Here is a 20,644-nt window from a genome sequence, read left to right on the forward strand (position 1 = left end):
GGCGGTGAGGGTGTTGTTGGGGCCCTTGCGGAAGGTCGTACCGATCGGATGGATCGGGGGCAGATAGACGACGTCGAAGCCCATCTCCGCGATCGACTTCAGCCTGCGGGCGGCCGTACGGAAGGTGCCGTGCGGCTGTGCGGCGGTGCCCTCGGAGCGCGGGAAGAACTCGTACCAGGAGCCGTACAGCGCGCGTTCACGCTCGACGAGCACCGGCATCGGGTCGGAGGCCGTCACCAGCTCCCGCAGGGGGTGACGGGCCAGCAGCGCCTCCACCTCCGGGGCCAGGGCCGCCTTCAGACGGTCGTGCACCGACAGGGAGTCGTCGCCGAGGGCGTGTGCGGCGGCCAACACCAGGTTCCGCTCGGGGCCCTTGGGCACTCCGGCGGCCGCACGCGCGTACAGCTCCGCGCCCTCCTCCAGGACCAGACCGGTGTCGATCCCGGCCGGCACCTTGACGGACGCGGTGTGCCGCCAGGTCGCCAGCGGATGGCTCCACGCCTCCACGCGGAACGTCCAGCGGCCCGTCACGTCCGGGGTGATCTCCGCGCCCCAGCGGTCGCTGCCGGGAGACAGCTCCCGCATCGGCGTCCAGTGGCCGCGACGGCCCTTGGGATCACGCAGGACCACATTGGCGCCCACGGCATCGTGCCCTTCGCGGAACACGGTGGCAGTGACCTCGAAGGTCTCCCCGACCACCGCTTTCGCCGGGCGCCTGCCGCACTCCACGGCCGGCCGGACGTCACGCACCGGTACACGGCCGATGGCCGGGGTCCTGCCCATGTATCTCACCTCCGCCGTGCGCGAAGCCGGGCACCGGGCCCGGCTTCGCGATCCGAGACGGGCCGACCGCGTCGGACCGTGGGGAACGCCTTGTACGGTGCCAGGTCAGGGGCTTGGCGCCGTGGAACGCCGCTCCGGTGGCGGCGTTCTTCTGACCGCCCGGCGTGGCTGCGGCCGTCCGTCCTGCTCACGCAGGTAGGTGACCGGATTGGTACGCAGATAGCGCTCGGCGGCGTCCGCGGCCTCGCGGGCACAGCGTTTGCCCATCAGAACGCACAGCGTGTACCCCGAGTCCTCGAAGGTGGCCCGGACCGTGCGGTCGTGGGGCGAGGCGAGCATCGCGCGCTCCCAAGCCCGGTAACGCCGCAACTGCCGGGCCACTTCGGCCTTGGCGGGTAGCAGCATCGCCCTCTTCACCCTCCACGCTCTCGACTGGGCGCGTTCCCGACGGTCGGGTGGTGTCCGCGCACGGGGAGGCACGGCACCGTTACGGCGATCGAGGCTTTCACTCATGGTGCACGCGCGACGACGCAGCGTCTTGTTGGAGCTTCAACCGTTAGTGGTGTCGGGTGCTCGTGTTGCACGAATGGCGTAGCGGCCGCACCGTAGAGGTGACTCAGAAGCGATCAGCGCTCACGCTATGTGTCCGGGATCCCTCCCGGACGGGGCGAGGGGAGCGAGAGCTTCGCCGGTGAGGAGCAAGCGACGATGAAGACCGCAGTGCCCTGCTACTACCACATCGATGTGGAAGTCAGCCCGGAACGGGTGGGACAGGTCAGCCGCATCCTGGCCGCCCACCTCCGCTACTGGTACCTCGAGAACCTGGTGGATCCCGTCTGCCGCGGCGCGGAACTGCTGCTGCGGGCGATCGACGAACACGCGAGCGACAAGCGCACCTCGATCGAGATGTGGTGGAACCGCCAGCACCTCATCACCGCCTTCGGCGGCAACGATCCCGATCTGCGCCCCGACCAGGACCTGCGGGCCTGCCTGGCCGACATCGCCGCGATGAGCGACGGCTGGGGCTGCTGCGCATCGGACACCGGCAGCGTGATCATCTGGTTCTCGCAGCGCGCCCGCGCCGGCCAGCGCGTCCCGCTGGTCCCCCTCGCCCCCGCCCCCACCCTGCGCACGGGTCTCACAGTGCCGCGCGAGGAGCGCGTGGCCGTACTGGCCGGGCCGGCGCCCGACCGTGACGACGCCCTGGAGGGCAGCCAGTGACCGCCCGCAAGAACCGCAAAGGGGTGCCCGTGTGGAGCGGGCACCCCTACCCGTTGGGTGCCGCGTTCGACGGGCAGGGCACCAACTTCGCCCTGTTCAGCGAGGTCGCCGAGCGTGTCGAGCTGATCCTGGTCGACGAGGCGGGCACCGAGACCCCCGTTCGGCTGCACGAGGTCGACGGATTCGTCTGGCACGGCTACCTGCCCGGCATCGGCCCCGGCCAGCGCTACGGCTACCGGGTGCACGGCCCCTGGCAACCCTCGCTCGGCCACCGGTGCAACGCGGCGAAGCTGCTGCTCGACCCGTACGTCCGGGCCGTGGACGGCCAGATCGACAACCACGCCTCCCTGTACGAGCGCGCCCCGGACGGCCCGGCCCCGGCCGACAGCTCCGGCCATTCCATGCTGGGCGTGGTCACCGACCCGTACTTCGACTGGGGCGACGACCGCCCGCCGCGGACGCCGTACGCGGACTCGGTGATCTACGAGGCCCATGTGCGCGGCCTGACCCGCACCCACCCGGACGTCCCCGAGAAGCTGCGCGGCACGTACGCCGGCCTGGCGCACCCCTCGGTGACCGAGCACCTGACCTCGCTCGGCGTCACCGCGGTGGAGCTGATGCCGGTCCACCAGTTCGTCCATGACGGTGTGCTCCAGGACCGCGGCCTGACCAACTACTGGGGCTACAACACCATCGGCTTCTTCGCCCCGCACAACGACTACGCCGCCTTCGGCAGCCGGGGCCAGCAGGTCAACGAGTTCAAGGCCATGGTGAAGGCGCTGCACGCGGCCGGCCTGGAAGTGATCCTCGACGTGGTCTACAACCACACCGCCGAGGGCAACGAGAGGGGCCCCACCCTGTCCTTCCGCGGTATCGACAACGCCTCCTACTACCGTCTGGTCGACGGCGACTGGGGGCATTACTACGACACCACCGGCACCGGCAACAGCCTGCTGATGCGGCACCCTTACGTGCTCCAGCTGATCATGGACTCGCTGCGGTACTGGGTCACCGAGATGCACGTCGACGGCTTCCGCTTCGACCTCGCGGCCACGCTGGCCCGGCAGTTCCACGAGGTGGACCGGCTCTCGGCGTTCTTCGACCTGATCCAGCAGGATCCGGTGATCAGCCGCGTCAAGCTGATCGCCGAGCCCTGGGACGTGGGGGAGGGCGGCTACCAGGTGGGCAACTTCCCGCCGCTGTGGTCGGAGTGGAACGGCAAGTACCGGGACGCGGTACGGGACTTCTGGCGGGCCGAACCCGGCTCGCTCGGCGAGTTCGCCTCCCGGCTGACCGGCTCCTCCGACATCTACCAGCACAGCCGGCGCCGGCCGCGGGCGAGCGTCAACTTCGTCACCGCGCACGACGGTTTCACGCTGCGCGACCTCGTGTCGTACAACGACAAGCACAACGAGGCCAACGGCGAGGACAACCGGGACGGCGAGAGCCACAACCGGTCCTGGAACTGCGGTGCGGAGGGCGACACCAAAGACCCCGCCGTCCTCGAACTGCGGGCCCGCCAGCAGCGCAACCTGCTGGCCACGCTGCTGCTCTCGCAGGGCATCCCGATGCTCTGCCACGGCGACGAACTCGGGCGTACCCAGCGCGGCAACAACAACGCCTACTGCCAGGACAACGAGATCTCCTGGATCGACTGGGAGCTGACCGACGAGCAGCGGAGCCTCGCCGACTTCACCCGGCATGTGATCGCCCTGCGCGCCGTGCATCCGGTGCTGCGCCGGCGGCGCTTCTTCCGCGGCGAGACCGTGACCAACGCCGACCAGCCGCTGCCCGACCTGATGTGGCTGCGGCCGGACGCCCGTGAGATGACCGACCGGGACTGGCAGCGCGGTGACGCCCACTCGGTCGGTGTCTTCCTCAACGGCGACGCCATCGCCGAACGCGACTCCTACGGGCGCCGCATGGCCGACGACTCCTTTCTGCTGCTCGTCAACGGCTACTGGGAGCCGGTCGGCTTCCGGCTGCCCGACGACTCCTTCGGCGAGCGCTGGATCACCCTGATCGACACGGCGGAGCCGGACGGCATGCCCGACGAACGCGAACGCAAGGCCGGCACCAAGCTCAGCGTGGAGTCACGCAGCATGGTCCTGCTGTCGCGACCGTCGCGCGCCGCGCATCAGGCCCGCCGGGCGGAGGCGTCGGGGGCGGTGCCGGATTGATCGGATGCTGCCTCCGTTTCAAGCTCGATCCCTGTACGGAGGCAGCCTCCGTTTTCCTGGAGTCGCAGGATCGCCGCGACCAGCTCATCGCCACCTGTATGAGGCCGTGGAGCTCGACCGCTCCCTGCACCGCTGACTCAACGCCGGTCCGGGAGTAACAGCTCGATCCGCGTGTCCGGCCAGGACGGACCCGTGGGCGCGTACAGTGCGCGCGCCGGTCCCCTCAGCGAGCGTCGCGTGACGTCACCGTGAACTGCGCCCCGTCGGCGTCGCGCAGCACCGCCTCGTGCTCGTCCTCGCTCAGCACGCTGCCGCCGTGCTTCTCCGCCGCCCGGGCACAGCCCGGCACGTCGGCCACGGCGAAGTGGATCTGCCAGTGCGGGCGAACGGAGGGATCCGGGGCGGCCTCCACCGCCCCCGAGTCGATCCGCGCCACGATGTCGCCCTGGCTGCGCAGTACCACCTCGCCGCCCAGGTACTCGACCTCGCAGCAGCCCGGCTGCCCGGAGGCCCAGTCGAGGATCTCCCCGTAGAACATCGCCGAGTCGAAGGCGTTGCGGGTGTGCAGCCGGATGAACGTCGGCGCGGCCCGCCGCCACGCCTCCCAGTTGGAGACCAGCTCGCCCTGCCAGATACCGAAGGTCGCCCCGTCCCGGTCGGCGAGCAGCGCGGCCCGGCCGGGCGGGAAGGACAGCGGGCCGACGGCTGCCGTGCCGCCGCGTTCCCGAGCCCGGGACACGGCCACGTCGGCGTCCGGAACGGCGAAGTACGGCGTCCAGGCGACCGCCATCTGCCACATCGCGGCGACGGCGGCGATCCCGGCCACCGGCACCCCGTCGGCCAGGGCGATGCGGAAGTGCTCGCCGAGTTTGGCACCGCGCCAGCGCCAGCCGAGGACGGCGGCGTAGAAGTCCTGCGTGGCCTCCAGGTCGCGGCTGGTCAGGCTCACCCAGCACGGCGCACCGAAGACGGAATGCGTGGAGACGACCTCTCTCCGCCTCGGTCCGTCGGCGTTCGGTCCACCGCTGACAGGTGTGTCTTGGTTCATGACAGTCGCGTCCTGCTCTCGGGGCCCGGCGGCCACCGGTCTTGCACCAGTGTCCAACGGAAAGGGGGTCGGGTGCCTGTCGAGTACCCCGGGTGGCAGGGGTCCAGGCCGCTCGCCAGGATGGAGGAATGGCAGAGAGCGAACCGGACCGGATCGCCGAGTTGCAGACACAGGTCGACCAGCTGAAGGAGGCCATCGCCTCCCATGCGGTCGTCGACCAGGCGATCGGGATGGTGGTGGCCCTCGGCCGGGTGACGCCCGACCAGGGGTGGGAGGTGCTGAAGGAGGTCTCCCAGCACACCAACATCAAGCTGCGCAACATCGCGGAGCTGATCCTCATCTGGGGGCGCCGGGGCGACATCCCGCCCGAGATCCGCGCCGAACTGGAGGACGCCCTCGACCGGTACGGTCCCACTCAGGTACCCGGCAGCGCGGAGGAGTGAGGCCCCCTCGGGGGCGCACCTCGGGGATGCCTCCGAGGGCGAGGGGTGGGGAAGCGATGCTCAGCGGACCTCTGCGAGCAGTTCCTCGCGCAGCCGGTCGAAGCAGCCGCTGAGCAGCCGGGAGACGTGCATCTGCGAGATACCGAGCTGCTCGGCGATCCGGCTCTGCGTCATGCCGCGGAAGAACCGCAGGTAGAGGATGACGCGCTCACGCTCGGGCAGCGCCTCCAGACACGGCTTGACCGCGGCCCGGTCGACCACCAGATCGAATCCCGGGTCGGACACGCCGAGCGAGTCGCCGAGGGCGTAGCCGTCCGTACCGGCGACCTCGGCGTCCAGCGACAGCGCGGAGAAGCACTCCAGTGCCTCCATGCCGGTGCGCACCTCCTCCTCGCTGAGCCGGGTGTACGCGGCTATCTCGGCGACGGTGGGGGCCCGGCCCGACGTGGTCTGCGCCAGCTCCTTCGTGGCGGTGCGCACCCGGTTGCGCAGGTCCTGCACCCGGCGGGGCACGTGCAGTGTCCACATGTGGTCACGGAAGTGGCGCTTGATCTCGCCGGTGATCGTGGGCACGGCGTACGCCTCGAAAGCGCGACCGCGCTCCGGATCGTAGTGGTCCACGGCCTTGACCAGGCCCAGTGCGGCCACTTGGTACAGGTCCTCCAGGGCCTCCCCGCGGCCGCGGAACCGGACGGCGATCCGCTCGGCCATGGGCAGCCAGAGCTGGACCAGCTCGTCCCGGAGCACCTGGCGCTCCGGGCCGTCGGGCAGCTTCGTGAGCCGCTCGAAGGACTCCACCGTGTCGGGGGCGTCATCGTGGGGATGGGGCTTAGTGCTGCCGGTGACACGCATCGTGCGCACCTCTCTGAGCAGGTGCTGGATGGACAGACACCGTGGGAGGTGCGCTCGGACCATGGAGAGGACACCGGGGCGCCCGGCGATACCGGCTCCCGCGGACGTGCCTCCTGTCCGAAGCACTGAGGTCTGTTTTCCCGTTCAGGGGCATCTCAAAACAAATATGTACATAAGGGACGATAGTCGCTTTGCTCTTGCCTGGCTCCTGGGGGCACCGCGGACGTGATGTGCGGCACGCGTCCGCGTCCCGGGCGAAGCCGCCGTGAACGGATTCTTCCTGGGCAGCGCTTGATCACCGATCAAAGCGGGTGAATCCCCTGGCCACAGCGCATTCTGCTCATTTGACAGTGCGCTCAGCGCACAGATAGACAGCAGCTCTCGAAGGTCGAGAGGGGCACTGTGTACGAGCCGAACGTGGTCGGGGACTGGCACGAGTACGACGAGCATGCCGGTCTGCGGGTCCGCGTCCACCGGCTGGAGGCGGCCGAGCCACCGCGCGGACGCGACGACGCCGCGGTCGGGCTGACGTACTTCAGTGTCCGGGTGACGGTCGAGAACCGCGGCGCGCGGCACTACGGCATCCATCTGGAGGACGGCCAGATCGACGTCCGGGTCGGCCCCGACGGCGAGGGCGCCTTCATCGACTGGCGCAACTCCCAGTTCATCGAGGGCTTCGACGTCTACCCGCTGCGCCGGGCCACCGCGGTGCTCTATGCCGCCGCGCCCGAGGCCGCCCTCAGCCACGTGGATGTCCAGGTGCAGCTGCGGGTGGAGGAGGAGTGGACCGACCGCCGGCTGTGGGCGGGCGGCATCGGCGTCCTGGAGGCCACCGCCCCGGCCGCCTCGGCGGGCACCGGCCAGGGCGGCCTGGCCCACCAGGTCAGCGTCTTCCTGAAGGACCAGACGGAGCCCGGTACCGCCTGACGTGAACGGCGGTGGCGCCGTCCGGCCGGTGCGGGTCGGCCGTCAGTGCGCGATGCCGTCGATGATCTCGCGCGCGCCCTGCCGCAGCAGCGCCACCGCGACCGAGGTGCCGAGCGTGGCCGGGTCCAGCCGGCCCGCCCACTCGTGGGCGTTCAGCCGGGTCTTGCCGTCCGGGGTGAACACGCAGGCCCGCAGGGAGAGTTCCCCGCCGCGGTCCACGCGCGCGTAGCCGGCGATCGGGCTGTTGCAGTGGCCCTGCAGCACGTGCAGGAACATCCGCTCGGCCGCGGCCTCGCGGTGGGTGTCCGGGTCGCCGAGCCCGCTGACCGCGTCGATCACATCGGTGTCGTCCTCCCGGCACTGCAGGGCGAGGATGCCCGCGCCGATCGGCGGCATCATCGTCTCCGGGGACAGCACCTCGCTGATCACGTCCGTGCGGCCGATGCGTTCCAGACCGGACACCGCCAGCAGCAGCGCGTCGGCCTCCCCGGCGGCCAGCTTCTCCAGCCGGCGGTTGGCGTTGCCGCGGAAGGGCACGCACTCCAGCCGCGGGTGCGTCGCGGCCAGTTGGGCGACCCGGCGCACCGAGGAGGTGCCGATCCGGGTGCCGGCCGGCAGCTCGTCCAGGGTGAGCCCGCCCGGGTGTACCAGCGCGTCGCGGATGTCGTCGCGCTTCAGGAACGCGGCGAACACCGTACCGGCGGGCAGTGGCCGGTCGGCGGGCACGTCCTTGACGCAGTGCACCGCGAGATCCGCCTCCCCGGCCAGCAGAGCGGCGTCCACCTCCTTGGTGAACGCCCCCTTGCCCTCGACCTTGGACAGGTCGCCCATCCACTTGTCGCCGGTGGTCTTCACCGGGACGACCTCGGTGCGCACACCCGGGTGCAGTGCGGCCAACTCGGCGCGGACCCGCTCGACCTGGGCCAGGGCCATCGGCGAGTCGCGGGAGACGATACGGATCAGTTCCGGCACAGACATGGGGGACACGATAGACCCTGGGAACGGATGCCCCGCGCCGGTCACAGCGGGACCGGCCCGACCTGCTTGGCCTGGCTCCCGTCCTTCAGGCCGAAGTGGGCGCTGCCGGAGTCGTAGGCGCTCAACTTCCGCCGGACGCCCGCCCGATAGCCATGCGCTCCCCGCCCACGATGAAAGGGCGGCGCTAACCCGAGCCCTCCGGCAGGTCCGCCGCCGACTCCTCCGGTGTGAGGTCCGGGCGCAGCCGCAGCCAGGACGGCTGGCGCAGCAGCCCGGCCCGGGTACGGGTGCTGTAGCTGACCTCGCCCACCAGCCGGGGCAGCACCCAGCGCGCGTCCGGGATCCGTGGCACCGGATCGAAGGGGCACCGGCTGCTCACGGCGGCCCGCAGCAGCTCCGCCAGCTCCGTCCGTTCCGCCTCGCTCCAGCCGGTGCCGACCCCGCCGACGTAGCGCAGCCGGCCCTCCGCCCGCTGACCGACCAGTACCGCTCCCGGCAGCCCGGTCAGCCGCCCCTTGCCGGGCAGCCAGCCGCCGACGATCACGTCCTCGGCCCGCATGTTCCGGATCTTGATCCAGGCGCGGGAGCGCACCCCGGGCTCGTACACCGAGTCCAGCCGCTTGCACACCAGGCCCTCCAGCCCGTGCTCCCTGGTCGCCGCGAGCGCCTCGGCACCGCGCCCGGTCACGGCCCCCGGTGTCGACCAGTGCGGTCCGGCCAGGCCCAGCTCCTCCAGGCGCGCCCGCCGCCGCGCGTACGGCAGCCGCATCAGGGAATCGCCCAGGAGCGGCACGTCGAACAGCACCAGGTGCACCGGTACCTGGGCGGCCCGGCGCGCCGCCCGTGCGGGCGCGTGCGCGAGGCCCATCCGGCTCTGCAGCAGCTGGAAGTCGGCCCGGCCCCGCTCGTCCAGGGCCAGCACCTCGCCGTCCAGCACGGCGGGCGTGGTGCCCAGGGCGCCGCCGAGCGGCCGGAGTTCGGGGTAGGCCCCGGTGATGTCCTCGCCCGAGCGGGCGCGCAACAGCACGCTGCCGTCGCCCGGCAGGTAGACCATCACCCGCTGGCCGTCCTGCTTGGTCTCGTACGCCCACCGCTCGTCCTGGGCGGCGGGCGGCAGCCTGCCGGGGGTGGCGAGCATCGGCGGAATGAGCGGCAGGGTCACGGCGGTCACGGCTGAAGGTCTCGACCGGTCCCGGCGCCCTCACGCGCCTTGGGGCGACGGTTCCCCTGAACGGGCCTCACCGACCCGCGTCCCCGCCCCGGCGCGCTGTATCCGGGGAAGTGAGCCACGCCGGCTGCTACCGTCCAGTAATATCCGGCGGCAGGTCGCCATAGGAGGAACCGTGCCCCGGTCCGAACGCTCACCCCTGCTGCTCGCCGGCCTCCTGGCCGCCGCCGGGGTCGCCCACTTCGCCGCCCCACGGCAGTTCGACGCCACCATTCCCCGTCTGCTCCCCGGCTCCCCGAGGGCATGGACGTACGGCAGCGGTGCCATCGAACTCGCGCTGGCGGCCGGGATCGCCGCGCCCCGGACGCGGGCGGTGGCCGCGAAGGCGGCGGCGGCCTTCTTCGTCGGGGTGTTCCCGGCCAACGTCCAGATGGCCGTGGACTGGCGGCACCGGCCCGCGCCGCTGAGGACGGCCGCCCTGGCGCGGCTGCCGCTGCAGGTGCCGTTGGTGCTGTGGGCCCGCGGGGTCGCCCGGAACGGGGAGGGACGGCCGTGACGGAACGCATCGAGGTGGGGGACAAGATCGAGGACTTCGCCCTGCCCGACGAAACCGGCACCAGCCGCCGTCTCTCCGACCTGCTGGCCGGGGGACCGGTGGTGCTCTTCTTCTATCCGGCCGCCCTCACCCCCGGCTGCACCGCCGAGGCCTGCCACTTCCGCGACCTCGCCACGGAGTTCGCCGAAGTGGGCGCCCGCCCCGTGGGGATCAGCGGGGACAGCGTCGAGAAGCAGCAGGAGTTCGCCGGACGGCACACCCTCGGCATGCCGCTGCTCTCCGACGCCGACGGCGCGGTGCGTGAGCGGTTCGGCGTCAAGCGGGGCTTCTCCCTCGCCCCCACCAAGCGCGTCACCTTCGTCATCGCCGAGGACCGCACGGTGCTGGAGATCGTCCGCAGCGAACTGCGCATGAACACCCACGCCGACCGGGCCCTCGCCGCCCTGCGTGCCCACCGGGGTTGATGCGGTCCGCTCCGCGCCTGACCGGAGCGATCTGGTCGGCCGGGCTCCCGCCGGTCGCCGAGCGTGGCCGGGCGTCGGTGACGCGGCCGGTTCGGCAGCCGGTGGTGCGGGCAGGGCGTCCAGGAGCCCGGGCACCTTCGGTCACTTCCCGCCGTCGGCCGCCGCGACCTGGGCCAGCGTGCGCCCGGTGCGCACCGAACGGGCCCGCCGGGGATCCGGAGTGCCGGACCGGTCCGACCGCGCCGGGCCCTTGCGTACCAGCAGCCAGGCCTCCTCCTCGTCCTCGCCGCCGCGGAAGCGGGTGAGGGCGTACTCGCCGTGCAGCTTCGTGCCGTGCAGGCGGAAGGTGGCGTGCCCGCGCTCCAGTGACTCCCCGAACTCCACGGCGCGCCCCCGGCGGTCGTGGCTCAGCGGCTCATAGGTGCCGCGGTCCCACACGATCACGGTGCCACCGCCGTACTCGCCCTTGGGGATCACGCCCTCGAAGTCCTCGTAGTCCAGCGGATGGTCCTCGGTCGGCACGGCCAGCCGCTTGTCCCCGGGGTCGGTGGACGGTCCCTTGGGGATCGACCAGGACTTCAGCACGTCGCCGACCTGGAGCCGGAAGTCGAAGTGCATCCGGCGCGCGTCGTGGATCTGCACCACGAACCGGGGCTCGTCACCCCCGCCGCGGCCGGCCCGGCCCGAAGGCTCGCGGGTCCGCTCGAAGTCGCGTTTGCCGCGGTACGTCCGCAGCCGGTCCTCCGCTGCCACGTACGGCTCCTTCCGTGCGTCCGCCTCAGGGGCGCCCGAGTACCCCGCGCGGGGACGCTCAGCCCGCCATGCCGTCCAGCTGGGCGACCGCGACGTCCGGCAGCACCAGGCTCGCGGCGGCGATGTTCTCCCGCAGGTGCTCCGGCCACGAGGTGCCCGGGACGAGCGCGATGTTCGAACGGCGCAGCGGCCAGGCCAGCGCGACGGGTGCCGCGTAATCCTCCCGCCTGGGCTCCGCCGCGGGTGGGGGCCGTAGCCGTGGGCGCGGGAGTACAGCAGACCCAGCGGCCCGTCGGAGCGGACGGCACGGGCACAGGGCAGTTCGCCGTCCGGGGGCCGAGAGTGCAACGATCACTCTGGAGCCGGTTCGGACGAGCATCGGAGCGCGCATGACGACGCACAGGGCCACCGCGGATCACACGGAGCAGGTCGCGGGTGTGGAGGTGAAGCCGGTCGCCGGGCACATCGGGGCCGAGATCACCGGCGTCGACCTCGCCGGGCCGCTCGACGACGCCGTGGTGGCCCTGATCCGGCAGGCCGTGCTGCGCTGGAAGGTGGTGTTCTTCCGCGGGCAGGAGCTGGACCACACCGGACATGTCGCCTTCGCCCGCCGGTTCGGGGAACCGGTCGTCCTCGGCCGGCGGGGCAGTGCCTCACCGGGCGACTTCCCCGAGGTGGAGACCACCGCGGACCGGCTGGAGCTGGGCGGCAGGTTCGGCATGGAGCACGAGGAGTGGTTGCAGCGCCGCCGGCACACCCTGCTGCGCGGCTGGCACTGCGACCACGGTGCCCGCATCGACCCGCCGGCCGCGACCATCCTGCGCGCGGAGACCGTCCCGCCCTACGGCGGCGACACCACCTGGGCCAACCTGGCCGCCGCCTACGCGGGGCTGTCGGCCCCGGTCCGCGCCTTCGTGGACGGGCTGCGCGCGGAGCACCGGCTCGGCGTCGGCTATCAGCCGCGGCCCGGCGACGACGCGTACCTCCGCCACCTCCTGGACCACCAGGTCGCGTCCGTGCATCCGCTGGTGCGGGTGCATCCGGAGACGGGCGAGCGGGTGCTGTTCGTCAACGGCTACTACCTCGAGCAGATCGTGGACGTCTCCCGCCCGGAGAGCGCGGCACTGCTGGAGATGCTGCTCGAGCAGGCGGTCCGCCCCGAGTACACGGTCCGCTTCCGCTGGGAGCCGGGCAGCGTCGCCTTCTGGGACAACCGGGCCACCATCCACCTCGCCCCCGGCGACAGCGCCCACCTCGGCTTCCCCCGGATCATGCACCGCGTGATGCTCGTGGGAGACGTGCCCCTGGGGGTGAACGGAAAACCGTCCGAACCGCTCACCGGGACAGAGGTGGGCCGCTGGTGAACGGCGGCGGGCGGCCGTCGGGGACGGAGGTCAGCTCGCCGGCCGCCACCCCAGCGCCGGGCCCAGCTTCGTCGCCATGTCCGTCAGGATCTGGACGTAGTCCTCGGGCTCGAAGGTGAACGGCAGGGCGAACGCCACCTCCTCGATCTCGCGGAAGGCGGCGTGTGCGTGCAGCCGTTCGGCGAGTTCCTGCGAGGTGCCGACCAGGTCCGGCGCGAACAGCAGCCGCGCGGGGCCCTGCGGGGAGGCCGTACGGGGCAGGCGCTTCGCGGCGTAGTCCGCGTACTTGGCCCGCTGCTCCGGCGTCGCCGAGTCCGTGGGGATCACCACCAGGCCCTGGGAGACACGTGCCGCCGCGCCGTCGGGATGGTGGGCCCGGAACTCCCGGATCTGGGACAGCTGGATCTCGGCGAAGTCCGGCGACGTCTCGTCGTCTCCGGCCTTGACGACACTGCTGGTAAGGAAGTTCATGCCGTGCTCGCCCGCCCAGCGCGCCGAACCGAGGCTGCCGCCGCCGTACCAGAGCCGCCGGCCGAGGCCGGGGGAGTGCGGCTGGACGACATCGCTGAACACCTCGAACCCCTCCCTTCCGCTGAAGTCGGTGGCGGGCTTGCCGCGCACGAAGTCCAGCAGCCGCCGTACGCGCTCGTAGCCGAAGTCCTCGGCGTCCGCGGTGTCCGGGTACAGGGCTTCCTTGACCTGCTCGTAGTGCGTCGGCGGGCCCACGCTGACGCCCGGGTTCAGCCGGCCGCCGGACAGGATGTCGACGGTCGCCAGGTCCTCGGCCAGGCGCAGCGGGTTCTCCCAGCCCAGCGGTATCACCGCGGTGCCCAGCTCGATCCGGTGGGTGCGCTGCGAGGCGGCGGCGAGTACGGCGACCGGGGACGAGATGCCGTGCTGCAGATGCCGGTGGCGGAGCCAGGCGCTGTCGAACCCCAGCCGCTCGCCCAGCTCGATGATCTCCAGCGTGGACTCGTGGCCCCGGGCCGGGTCGGCGGCGTCGAACAGACCGATCGTGAGGAAGCCCAGCCTGCGCAGCGGGCGAGGGTTGGACGGCACGGGCTCCTCCAGTGTTCGCACCTCGGCTCTGCCCCGATTCTGACAGTGCAGTGTGACAACCGTGTGATCAGCGCAGCGCGATGGTGACCTCGTCCTCGACCGGCGGGTCCAGTTCCTGCGCGCGGTTGCCGGTCGCGGCGAAGCAGCGCAGCCGGACCTCCTCCGCCGTGACGTCCAGACGCAGGAAGCACTTGAAGAAGGGCGGACTGTAGGTGGTGGAGGACGGCGAGAACAGCTGGGTGTAGATCTTCCGCACCGGCAGCCGGACGCGGGAGGCACGCTCGGGGCGGCTTCCGGTGCCGAGGAGGCCCGCGACCAGCCGGGTGCGCCGGGTGACCCGGGCGCCCGGGCCCGGCGCGCGCACCGGCTCGATGCCGAGGCGTTCGGTGACGACCGCGGTCGCCTCGGCCTCGGTCAGGGCGAAGAAGCGGCGCAGCCGCAGCCGGCGGCCGTAGAGGCGGCTGTAGAAGGCCAGTGAGTCACCGCGCAGCGGATAGCAGCGGAACTCACGCTCGGTGACGCCTGCCACCGAGACCCGCGGGATGGTGTGCGTGGCGTGCATGAACGCGCCACCACCGCCCGCTACCACGTACTGGATCGTGCGGCCGTCCACCGCGACCGGATATCGCTGGTAGTTGTGGACGTCGCCGCCGATCGCGGCCACGTAGTGGTGCTCCGGGGCCCGGACGATGTCGTCCACGGTGCCGCCGCCCTCGATGGGGCAGGGGTGGTGCTCGCCGTCGACGTACAGCGGTGACCCGGTGACCAGGATCTTCGGCTTCGGTCCCCGGGACACCTCGCGCAGCCAGGCGCCCTGTTCGGCGTCGATCGTGCCCAGCAGGCCGGTGTCGATGCCGACGATCCGCAGCGGCCCCGCGTCGATCGCCCAGTACGGACCGGGCTGTTCGGCCTGTTGAGCCGGGGCCGACCGCAACTTCCGTGCCGCCGCGAGGCGTTGCTCGTCAACGGGGCCCGGCCGGTGCCACAGCAGGGCGCGCCACCAGGCGGGGGTGAGCGCGCGGGGGCGGGGCTCGGGCTCGAGCGGCGGGGTGCCGGCGCAGAAGACGCGCATGAAGGCGCCGAGGTCCTCGTACCAGTCGTGGTTGCCCGGTATCGCGTATATCGGCGCCGGATAGTCCTGGTACGGCCGGAAGAACTTGTCGCCGTAGTCGTCGGCGGCGCCCACCGGATAGACGACGTCGCTCGCGATGACCGCGAACTCGGTGTCCTGACCGGTCTTCAAAAACCCCGGCACGGCGGCGTACTGGGAGGCGTCACCCTCTCCGGTGTCCCCGATGACCATGAAGGAGAACCGGTCCGGAACCTCTCGCCGGACCACCTTGTCGGCGGGTGCCCCGGCCGCCTCCCGCCGCGCGACCCAACGGCTGCGGGTACGGCCGGTGGGATCACCGAACCAGGACGCCAGCACGCCGTTGCGGGCTGCCCACAAGATCCTCGGATTCAGCCACGACAGCTTCTCGACGTGGTCCGGCATCAGCTGCTGGTAGGCACCGCGTTCGGCGGCGCCCCAGCCGGCGCCCTGTGCGGTATCGCGTGAGGAGTCAGACACGCGGTGCACCGTAACAACGTGCCGTTCAGGAACGGGATGCGGGGCCCGCGCACCCCAACACCCCAGCCTGTCACGGACCTTCCCGCGGTCGAGCTGACCGCGCCCTGGCCCTCCGAAGGGAGCGGCCCTTCCGCAAACGGAGCGGATCTGCGGAACTCGCCTTCGCCGGCCCGGTGATCGAGTGGCGAGGTCCGTCGCGCTGCGAGGCCCCCGGCCGTCCAGACGACGGCCACGCCGTCCTGTTCCGCGGGGTCCGCTCTCCGGCGCGGACCGCGAAGGGTGGGCGGTTGCTCGCGATCCCGGAACCGGGTGGGCGGTTACTCGCCATTCCGCACCCGGGTCCGGACGGCCGTGACGGCCCGCTGTCCGAACTCCCGGTCTCCGGCCGCTCGCACACCACGCAGGCGCGGAACAGCGGCGTCCGGGCCGGCCCGCCCGCACCCACCGGCATAGGGAAAACCCTCGAATGACCTCGTCGGGACTGACATGGCCGAGTCAAAGCTGGAATTCTTCCCCCGCACATCGCACCTCACTGGTGTGCGCACGGATCACGGCCCCGCACAGCTCAGCTCGCCCGGGCAGCAGACCCGTCTGCCCGGTCGGAAACCGGCCGCCACCCAGCGGCCGCAGCATGAGGAGTACGAGTGAGACGCTCTCCCCACAGACCCCTTCCCCACAGAGGTCACAAGCGGGCCACGGTCGGAGCCGCCCTGGTCTCCACCGCGGCCTTCCTCGCCGTCGGCATGCAGGCGGTCCCCGCGACCGCCACGCCGGCCGCGCCCCACCCCGGCCCGGTGCGCACCGGCGGCCTGGAGGCCAAGCTCAGCCCGGCCCAGCACCAGGCGCTGATCAAGAGCGCCCGGCAGAAGACCGCCGCGACCGCCCGCACCCTCGGGCTCGGCGCGAAGGAGAAGCTGGTCGTCAAGGATGTCGTCAAGGACAACGACGGCACCGTGCACACGCGGTACGAGCGCACATACGCCGGCCTCCCCGTCCTCGGCGGCGACCTCGTCGTGCACACCCCGCCCGCCTCGCTGGCCGCGGGAACCGTGAGCACCACGTACAACAACAAGCACCGGATCAAGGTCGCCTCCACCACCGCGGCCTTCACCAAGTCGGCCGCCGAGACCAAGGCCCTCAAGGCCGCCAAGGCCCTCGACGCCAAGAAGCCCGCCGCCGACAGCGCCCGCAAGGTGATCTGGGCCGGCACCGGCACCCCGAGGCTCGCCTGGGAGACGGTGATCGGCGGCTTCCAGGACGACGGCACGCCCAGCCGCCTGCACGTCATCACCGACGCCACCACCGGCAAGGAACTGCACCGGTACCAGGCCGTCCAGACCGGCACCGGCAACACCCAGTACAGCGGTGCCGTCACCCTGAACACCACGCTGTCGGGGTCGACGTACCAGCTCTACGACACCACGCGCGGCGGTCACAAGACCTACAACCTCAACAAGGGCACGTCCGGCACCGGCACCCTGCTGACCGACGCCGACGACGTCTGGGGTGACGGCACCGGCACCAACACCCAGACCGCCGGCGCCGACGCCGCCTACGGCGCGCAGGAGACCTGGGACTTCTACAAGAACACCTTCGGGCGCAGCGGCATCCGCAACGACGGCGTCGCCGCCTACAGCCGCGTCCACTACAGCAGTGCGTACGTCAACGCCTTCTGGGACGACAGCTGCTTCTGCATGACCTACGGCGACGGCACGTCGAACACCCACGCCCTGACCTCGCTGGACGTGGCCGGCCACGAGATGAGCCACGGCGTCACCTCCAACACCGCCGGCCTCGACTACAGCGGCGAGTCGGGCGGTCTGAACGAGGCCACCTCCGACATCTTCGGCACGGGTGTGGAGTTCTACGCCAACAACTCCAAGGACGTCGGCGACTACCTCATCGGCGAGAAGATCGACATCAACGGCGACGGCTCGCCGCTGCGTTACATGGACAAGCCCAGCAAGGACGGCGGCTCCGCCGACAGCTGGTACTCCGGGGTCGGCAACCTCGACGTGCACTACTCCTCGGGCCCGGCGAACCACATGTTCTACCTGCTGTCCGAGGGCAGCGGCAGCAAGGTCATCAACGGCGTGACCTACAACAGCCCGACCTCCGACGGCGTCGCCGTCACCGGCATCGGCCGGGCCGCGGCCCTGCAGATCTGGTACAAGGCGCTGACGACGTACATGACGTCCAGCACGGACTACGCGGGCGCCCGCACCGCCGCCCTCAACGCGGCCACCGCCCTCTACGGCACCAACTCCACGCAGTACGCCGGGGTGGGCAACGCCTTCGCCGGCATCAACGTGGGCAGCCACATCAACCCGCCGAGCAGCGGGGTGACGGTCACCAGCCCGGGCAACCAGTCCTCGACCGTCGGCACGGCCGTGAGCCTGCAGATCAAGGCGAGCAGCACCAACAGCGGTGCGCTCACGTACAGCGCCTCCGGTCTGCCGTCGGGCCTGTCGATCAGCGGCTCGACCGGCCTGATCACCGGCACGCCCACCGCGGCGGGCACCTACAGCACCACCGTCACGGTGACCGACTCCACCGGCGCGACCGGCACCGCGACCTTCACCTGGACGGTCAGCACCGGCGGAGGCGGCGGGTGCACCTCGGCCCAGTTGCTGAGCAACCCCGGCTTCGAGTCCGGCAGCACCGGCTGGACCGCGACCAGCGGCGTCATCACCACCGACAGCGGTGAGGCGGCCCACGGCGGCTCCTACAAGGCCTGGCTGAACGGGTACGGCTCCTCGCACACCGACTCGCTGTCCCAGTCGGTGACGATCCCCGCGGGCTGCAAGGCGACCCTGACCTTCTACCTGCACATCGACACCGCGGAGACCGGCAGCACCCAGTACGACAAGCTGACGGTGACCGCCGGTTCGAAGACCCTGGCGACCTACTCGAACGTCAACGCGGCCTCCGGCTACAGCCAGAAGTCCTTCGACCTGTCCTCGCTGGCGGGCTCGACGGTCACGCTGAAGTTCAACGGCGTGGAGGACTCCTCGCTGCAGACCAGCTTCGTCGTGGACGACACCGCCCTGACGACTGGCTGATCCGTACGGCCGCGGTCCCGCACCCTGCTGTCCGGGTGCGGGACCGTTGCCATGTCAACTCAGCGGATCCAGCGTCAAATAGGCCTGCTGCGGGCTGCCGTCGTGGACCAGCGACTCCTGGTTGCCGACGTCGTCGAAGGCGAACGCGTAGGCCTTCCCGTCGGCCATCTGCGCGTGCACCTTACGGGCGTAGTGGTTGGTCACCGTGTCCTGGTAGAAGCCCGCCGACGAGGTGTCCGGCTGGTTGGCGTTGGACAGCAGCGTCGAGCGGTTGAAACCGGCGCACAGCGTACGGGAGATGGGGCCGCGCACGTTGTCGTTCGGCGCGTCCAGCAGCTTGTGACAGCCGAAGATGCTGGAGGCGTCCGGCTTCTGGAAGCTGGTGACGACCGCGCCGGAGGAGTTGGTGAAGTTCATGACGCCGCCCGAGACCCGGCCGTAGTACTTGGTGTTCGGCTGGTCGGTGAACGGCGTGACGGTCAGCGTCGACGTCGAGTACTTCTGCCAGACCCGGTTGACGTAGTCGTCCATCACGTTCGCCGGAAGGGCCCCGGTCTCCACGCCGTACAGCGGGGACAGGGCGCGCAGCACGGTGCCGTCGGAACGCGTCTGGATCAGGTTGGCCCAGCCGCCCGGCTGTCCGCGCAGGGCGTTGAAGAAGCCGGTGTAGCCACCGGACTTGAGGTGCCCGGTGGTGCCGACGGTGCCGTCGGCCCGCTGTACCCCGACCGCGTACGGCGCCGAGAACATGTCCACCTGGGTGCTGTTGAGCCACAGCCCGGAGTCGTTGAGCGTGTACTCCGACCAGTTGAACAGGATGTCCCGGTTGGGGTCCGAGGGATTCTGCACGGCCGGCTGGACCAGCCCGCCGGTGGTCAGCCTGAAGTCGAGTTTGCGGCCGTAGGAGAAGTAGATCCGGCCGGAGAACTTCGGTATGCGGATCGTCTTCGACTGTCCGGCGGCCGGTCCCGAAATCGCCGCGTCCGGGGCGGGAGTCGGGGGATTGCCGCCCGCCGGCCAGGCGTGGAAGGCGCCGTTCGCGTCGGCCCAGCCCTGCCGGCCCGAGGACAGCTGGGTGCCGAGGTCGTAGACGTAGACGGGGTCGGAACGGCCGGAGTTGTTGGTGATCTTCAGCGGGATGGTGTCCGGCACGGCGGCATCGGCGCGGTCCGTCGCGCCGAGCGCGAGCAGTCCGCCGACCAGGGCCGCCGCGGCCGCCAGGGGCAGCGCGGGACGTGTGAACCTGTGAGGCACTCTCCACCTCCGTGTGGGGTCGGGGTCGTACGGAATTGGTCCGTACCTGTTTTGAGAGCGCTCTCAGGCTCGTGTGGGGATGCGGCCATGTCAATAACTGGGACGGGATCGGTCCGGCGCCCACCCTGCGGCGGGCGCCGGGAGCCGGTGTCCGGCCGTGTGCCGAGCCGGTGTCGGGGAGGGTCCGTTCGAGTCGGTGTCAGAAGGTCCGCTCGAGCAGGTCGAGCAGCGCCGACCAGTGCCGCTCGTCGGCTTCGCGGTGGTAGGCGGGCGTGTCCGCCTGCGTATAGCCGTGGGAGGCGCCCGGGTAGACCTCGCAGGTGTGCCGTACCCCGGCGGCGGACAGGGCCTCCTCGAACCGCGCGATCTGCTCCGGGGGCAGCGACGGATCGTCGTCGGCGTGCCCGAAGTACAGCTCCGCGGTGATGTCCGGGGCTCCCAGGTGCGGGCTGCCCGGATCGTCGGTGGCGAGACGCCCGCCGTGGAACCCGGCCGCCGCCGCGACCCGGTCCGGGTGGGCGGCCGCCGTCCACAGGACGAGCCGGGCGCCCATGCAGTAGCCGGTCAGCGCCACCGGGCCCGCGGCCACGAACGGGCTGTCGGCCAGCCGGCCCAGCCAGGCGCCCGCGTCCCGCTCGACCAGGTCCGGCGTCAGCGAGGACACGATCGGGCCGAGCCGTGCCCAGATGCCCGGGTCCGCGGCCGGGTCGATGAACTCGGGCAGGTCCACGACCGGGGACCGGCCGAGGCGGTAGAACACGTTCGGCACCAGCACCGTGTATCCGGCGCCGGCCAGCCGGTCGGCCATCGACCTCAGCTGCGGGCGCAGGCCGTAGGCATCCTGGTAGAACAGCACGGCCGGACGAGGACGCCCGTCGGCGGGGTGGGCGAGATACGCATCGGCGACGCCGTCCTCGGTGGGGATGTCGATGACTGATCCCTGTACATCCGACATGGTGGAA

The 20,644-nt window shown here is 71.4% G+C and carries 20 protein-coding genes; 9 read left to right on the forward strand and 11 right to left on the reverse strand.

The genetic code is table 11. The annotated features are described in order from the left end of the window. The coding region (locus tag AC07C1_RS21960) for a maltotransferase domain-containing protein (protein WP_478941328.1) at positions 1-783 on the reverse strand (783 nt) is incomplete at its 3' end. A 105-nt stretch (positions 784-888) separates the two neighbouring features. Further along, positions 889-1,188 (reverse strand): DUF5133 domain-containing protein, encoded by a 300-nt coding sequence (locus AC07C1_RS21965; RefSeq protein ID WP_478941330.1) that lies wholly within the window; start codon positions 1,186-1,188, stop codon positions 889-891. Positions 1,189-1,491: 303 nt separating this feature from the next. Between AC07C1_RS21965 and AC07C1_RS21970 the strand changes: the two genes are divergently transcribed. After that, the gene (locus AC07C1_RS21970) at positions 1,492-2,004 is read left to right on the forward strand and encodes a pep a2 (protein WP_478941332.1); all 513 of its coding nucleotides are present in this window, start codon (positions 1,492-1,494) and stop codon (positions 2,002-2,004) included. Further along, complete coding sequence (gene glgX, locus AC07C1_RS21975) at positions 2,001-4,184, forward strand: glycogen debranching protein GlgX (protein WP_478941334.1); 2,184 nt, start codon at positions 2,001-2,003, stop codon at positions 4,182-4,184. The genes AC07C1_RS21970 and glgX overlap by 4 nt, the downstream gene beginning before the upstream one ends. Positions 4,185-4,407: 223 nt before the next feature. On the opposite strand, the gene AC07C1_RS21980 is transcribed toward glgX, so the two are convergent. Further along, entirely contained in the window at positions 4,408-5,232 is an 825-nt protein-coding gene (locus AC07C1_RS21980) for a VOC family protein (RefSeq protein WP_478941336.1), read from the reverse strand. A 128-nt stretch (positions 5,233-5,360) separates the two neighbouring features. Between AC07C1_RS21980 and AC07C1_RS21985 the strand changes: the two genes are divergently transcribed. Further along, entirely contained in the window at positions 5,361-5,675 is a 315-nt protein-coding gene (locus tag AC07C1_RS21985) for an ANTAR domain-containing protein (RefSeq protein WP_478941338.1), read from the forward strand. 60 nt (positions 5,676-5,735) lie between these two features. On the opposite strand, the gene AC07C1_RS21990 is transcribed toward AC07C1_RS21985, so the two are convergent. Then, on the reverse strand, positions 5,736-6,527 hold the full coding sequence (locus tag AC07C1_RS21990) for an RNA polymerase sigma factor SigF (RefSeq protein ID WP_478941340.1): 792 nt from the start codon (positions 6,525-6,527) through the stop codon (positions 5,736-5,738). A 402-nt stretch (positions 6,528-6,929) separates the two neighbouring features. On the opposite strand from AC07C1_RS21990, the gene AC07C1_RS21995 reads away from it, so the two are divergent. Next, positions 6,930-7,454, forward strand: coding sequence for a hypothetical protein (locus AC07C1_RS21995; protein ID WP_478941342.1), 525 nt, complete (start codon positions 6,930-6,932; stop codon positions 7,452-7,454). A 42-nt stretch (positions 7,455-7,496) separates the two neighbouring features. On the opposite strand, the gene hemC is transcribed toward AC07C1_RS21995, so the two are convergent. Then, positions 7,497-8,432, reverse strand: coding sequence for a hydroxymethylbilane synthase (gene hemC / locus AC07C1_RS22000; RefSeq protein ID WP_478941343.1), 936 nt, complete (start codon positions 8,430-8,432; stop codon positions 7,497-7,499). Between the two features lie 184 nt (positions 8,433-8,616). Then, a complete protein-coding gene (locus AC07C1_RS22005; protein ID WP_478941715.1) occupies positions 8,617-9,594 on the reverse strand; it encodes an ATP-dependent DNA ligase in 978 nt (325 codons plus the stop codon). 181 nt (positions 9,595-9,775) lie between these two features. Between AC07C1_RS22005 and AC07C1_RS22010 the strand changes: the two genes are divergently transcribed. Beyond that, complete coding sequence (locus AC07C1_RS22010; RefSeq protein WP_478941345.1) at positions 9,776-10,156, forward strand: DoxX family protein; 381 nt, start codon at positions 9,776-9,778, stop codon at positions 10,154-10,156. Beyond that, entirely contained in the window at positions 10,153-10,620 is a 468-nt protein-coding gene (locus tag AC07C1_RS22015) for a peroxiredoxin (protein WP_478941347.1), read from the forward strand. Before AC07C1_RS22010 ends, AC07C1_RS22015 begins: the two co-directional genes overlap by 4 nt. 141 nt (positions 10,621-10,761) lie before the next feature. Here AC07C1_RS22015 and AC07C1_RS22020 read toward each other — a convergent pair whose 3' ends face one another. Next, positions 10,762-11,373, reverse strand: a complete 612-nt coding sequence (locus AC07C1_RS22020) for a DNA polymerase ligase N-terminal domain-containing protein (protein ID WP_478941349.1) — start codon at positions 11,371-11,373, stop codon at positions 10,762-10,764. 68 nt (positions 11,374-11,441) lie between these two features. On the opposite strand from AC07C1_RS22020, the gene AC07C1_RS22025 reads away from it, so the two are divergent. Together AC07C1_RS22025 and AC07C1_RS22030 are read left to right on the forward strand one after the other, a co-directional pair. After that, positions 11,442-11,591 carry a hypothetical protein gene (locus AC07C1_RS22025; RefSeq protein ID WP_478941351.1) on the forward strand — a complete coding sequence of 50 codons (150 nt, stop codon included), beginning with the start codon at positions 11,442-11,444 and terminating at the stop codon, positions 11,589-11,591. 171 nt (positions 11,592-11,762) lie between these two features. Next, on the forward strand, positions 11,763-12,737 hold the full coding sequence (locus AC07C1_RS22030) for a TauD/TfdA dioxygenase family protein (RefSeq protein WP_478941353.1): 975 nt from the start codon (positions 11,763-11,765) through the stop codon (positions 12,735-12,737). 30 nt (positions 12,738-12,767) lie between these two features. On the opposite strand, the gene AC07C1_RS22035 is transcribed toward AC07C1_RS22030, so the two are convergent. Beyond that, complete coding sequence (locus AC07C1_RS22035) at positions 12,768-13,796, reverse strand: LLM class flavin-dependent oxidoreductase (RefSeq protein ID WP_478941355.1); 1,029 nt, start codon at positions 13,794-13,796, stop codon at positions 12,768-12,770. A 67-nt stretch (positions 13,797-13,863) separates the two neighbouring features. Then, entirely contained in the window at positions 13,864-15,366 is a 1,503-nt protein-coding gene (locus tag AC07C1_RS22040; RefSeq protein WP_478941357.1) for a metallophosphoesterase family protein, read from the reverse strand. Positions 15,367-16,109: 743 nt separating this feature from the next. On the opposite strand from AC07C1_RS22040, the gene AC07C1_RS22045 reads away from it, so the two are divergent. Then, on the forward strand, positions 16,110-18,428 hold the full coding sequence (locus AC07C1_RS22045; RefSeq protein WP_478941717.1) for a M4 family metallopeptidase: 2,319 nt from the start codon (positions 16,110-16,112) through the stop codon (positions 18,426-18,428). Positions 18,429-18,482: 54 nt separating this feature from the next. Here the strand turns inward: AC07C1_RS22045 and AC07C1_RS22050 are convergent, their stop codons facing one another. Next, a complete protein-coding gene (locus AC07C1_RS22050) occupies positions 18,483-19,682 on the reverse strand; it encodes a glycoside hydrolase family 64 protein (RefSeq protein ID WP_478941359.1) in 1,200 nt (399 codons plus the stop codon). A 199-nt stretch (positions 19,683-19,881) separates the two neighbouring features. Next, positions 19,882-20,637: a dienelactone hydrolase family protein gene (locus tag AC07C1_RS22055; protein WP_478941361.1), complete on the reverse strand. Its 756-nt coding sequence runs from the start codon at positions 20,635-20,637 to the stop codon at positions 19,882-19,884. Between the last annotated feature and the right edge of the window lie 7 nt (positions 20,638-20,644).

It is taken from the genome of Streptomyces sp. NPDC045022 (assembly GCF_056432605.1).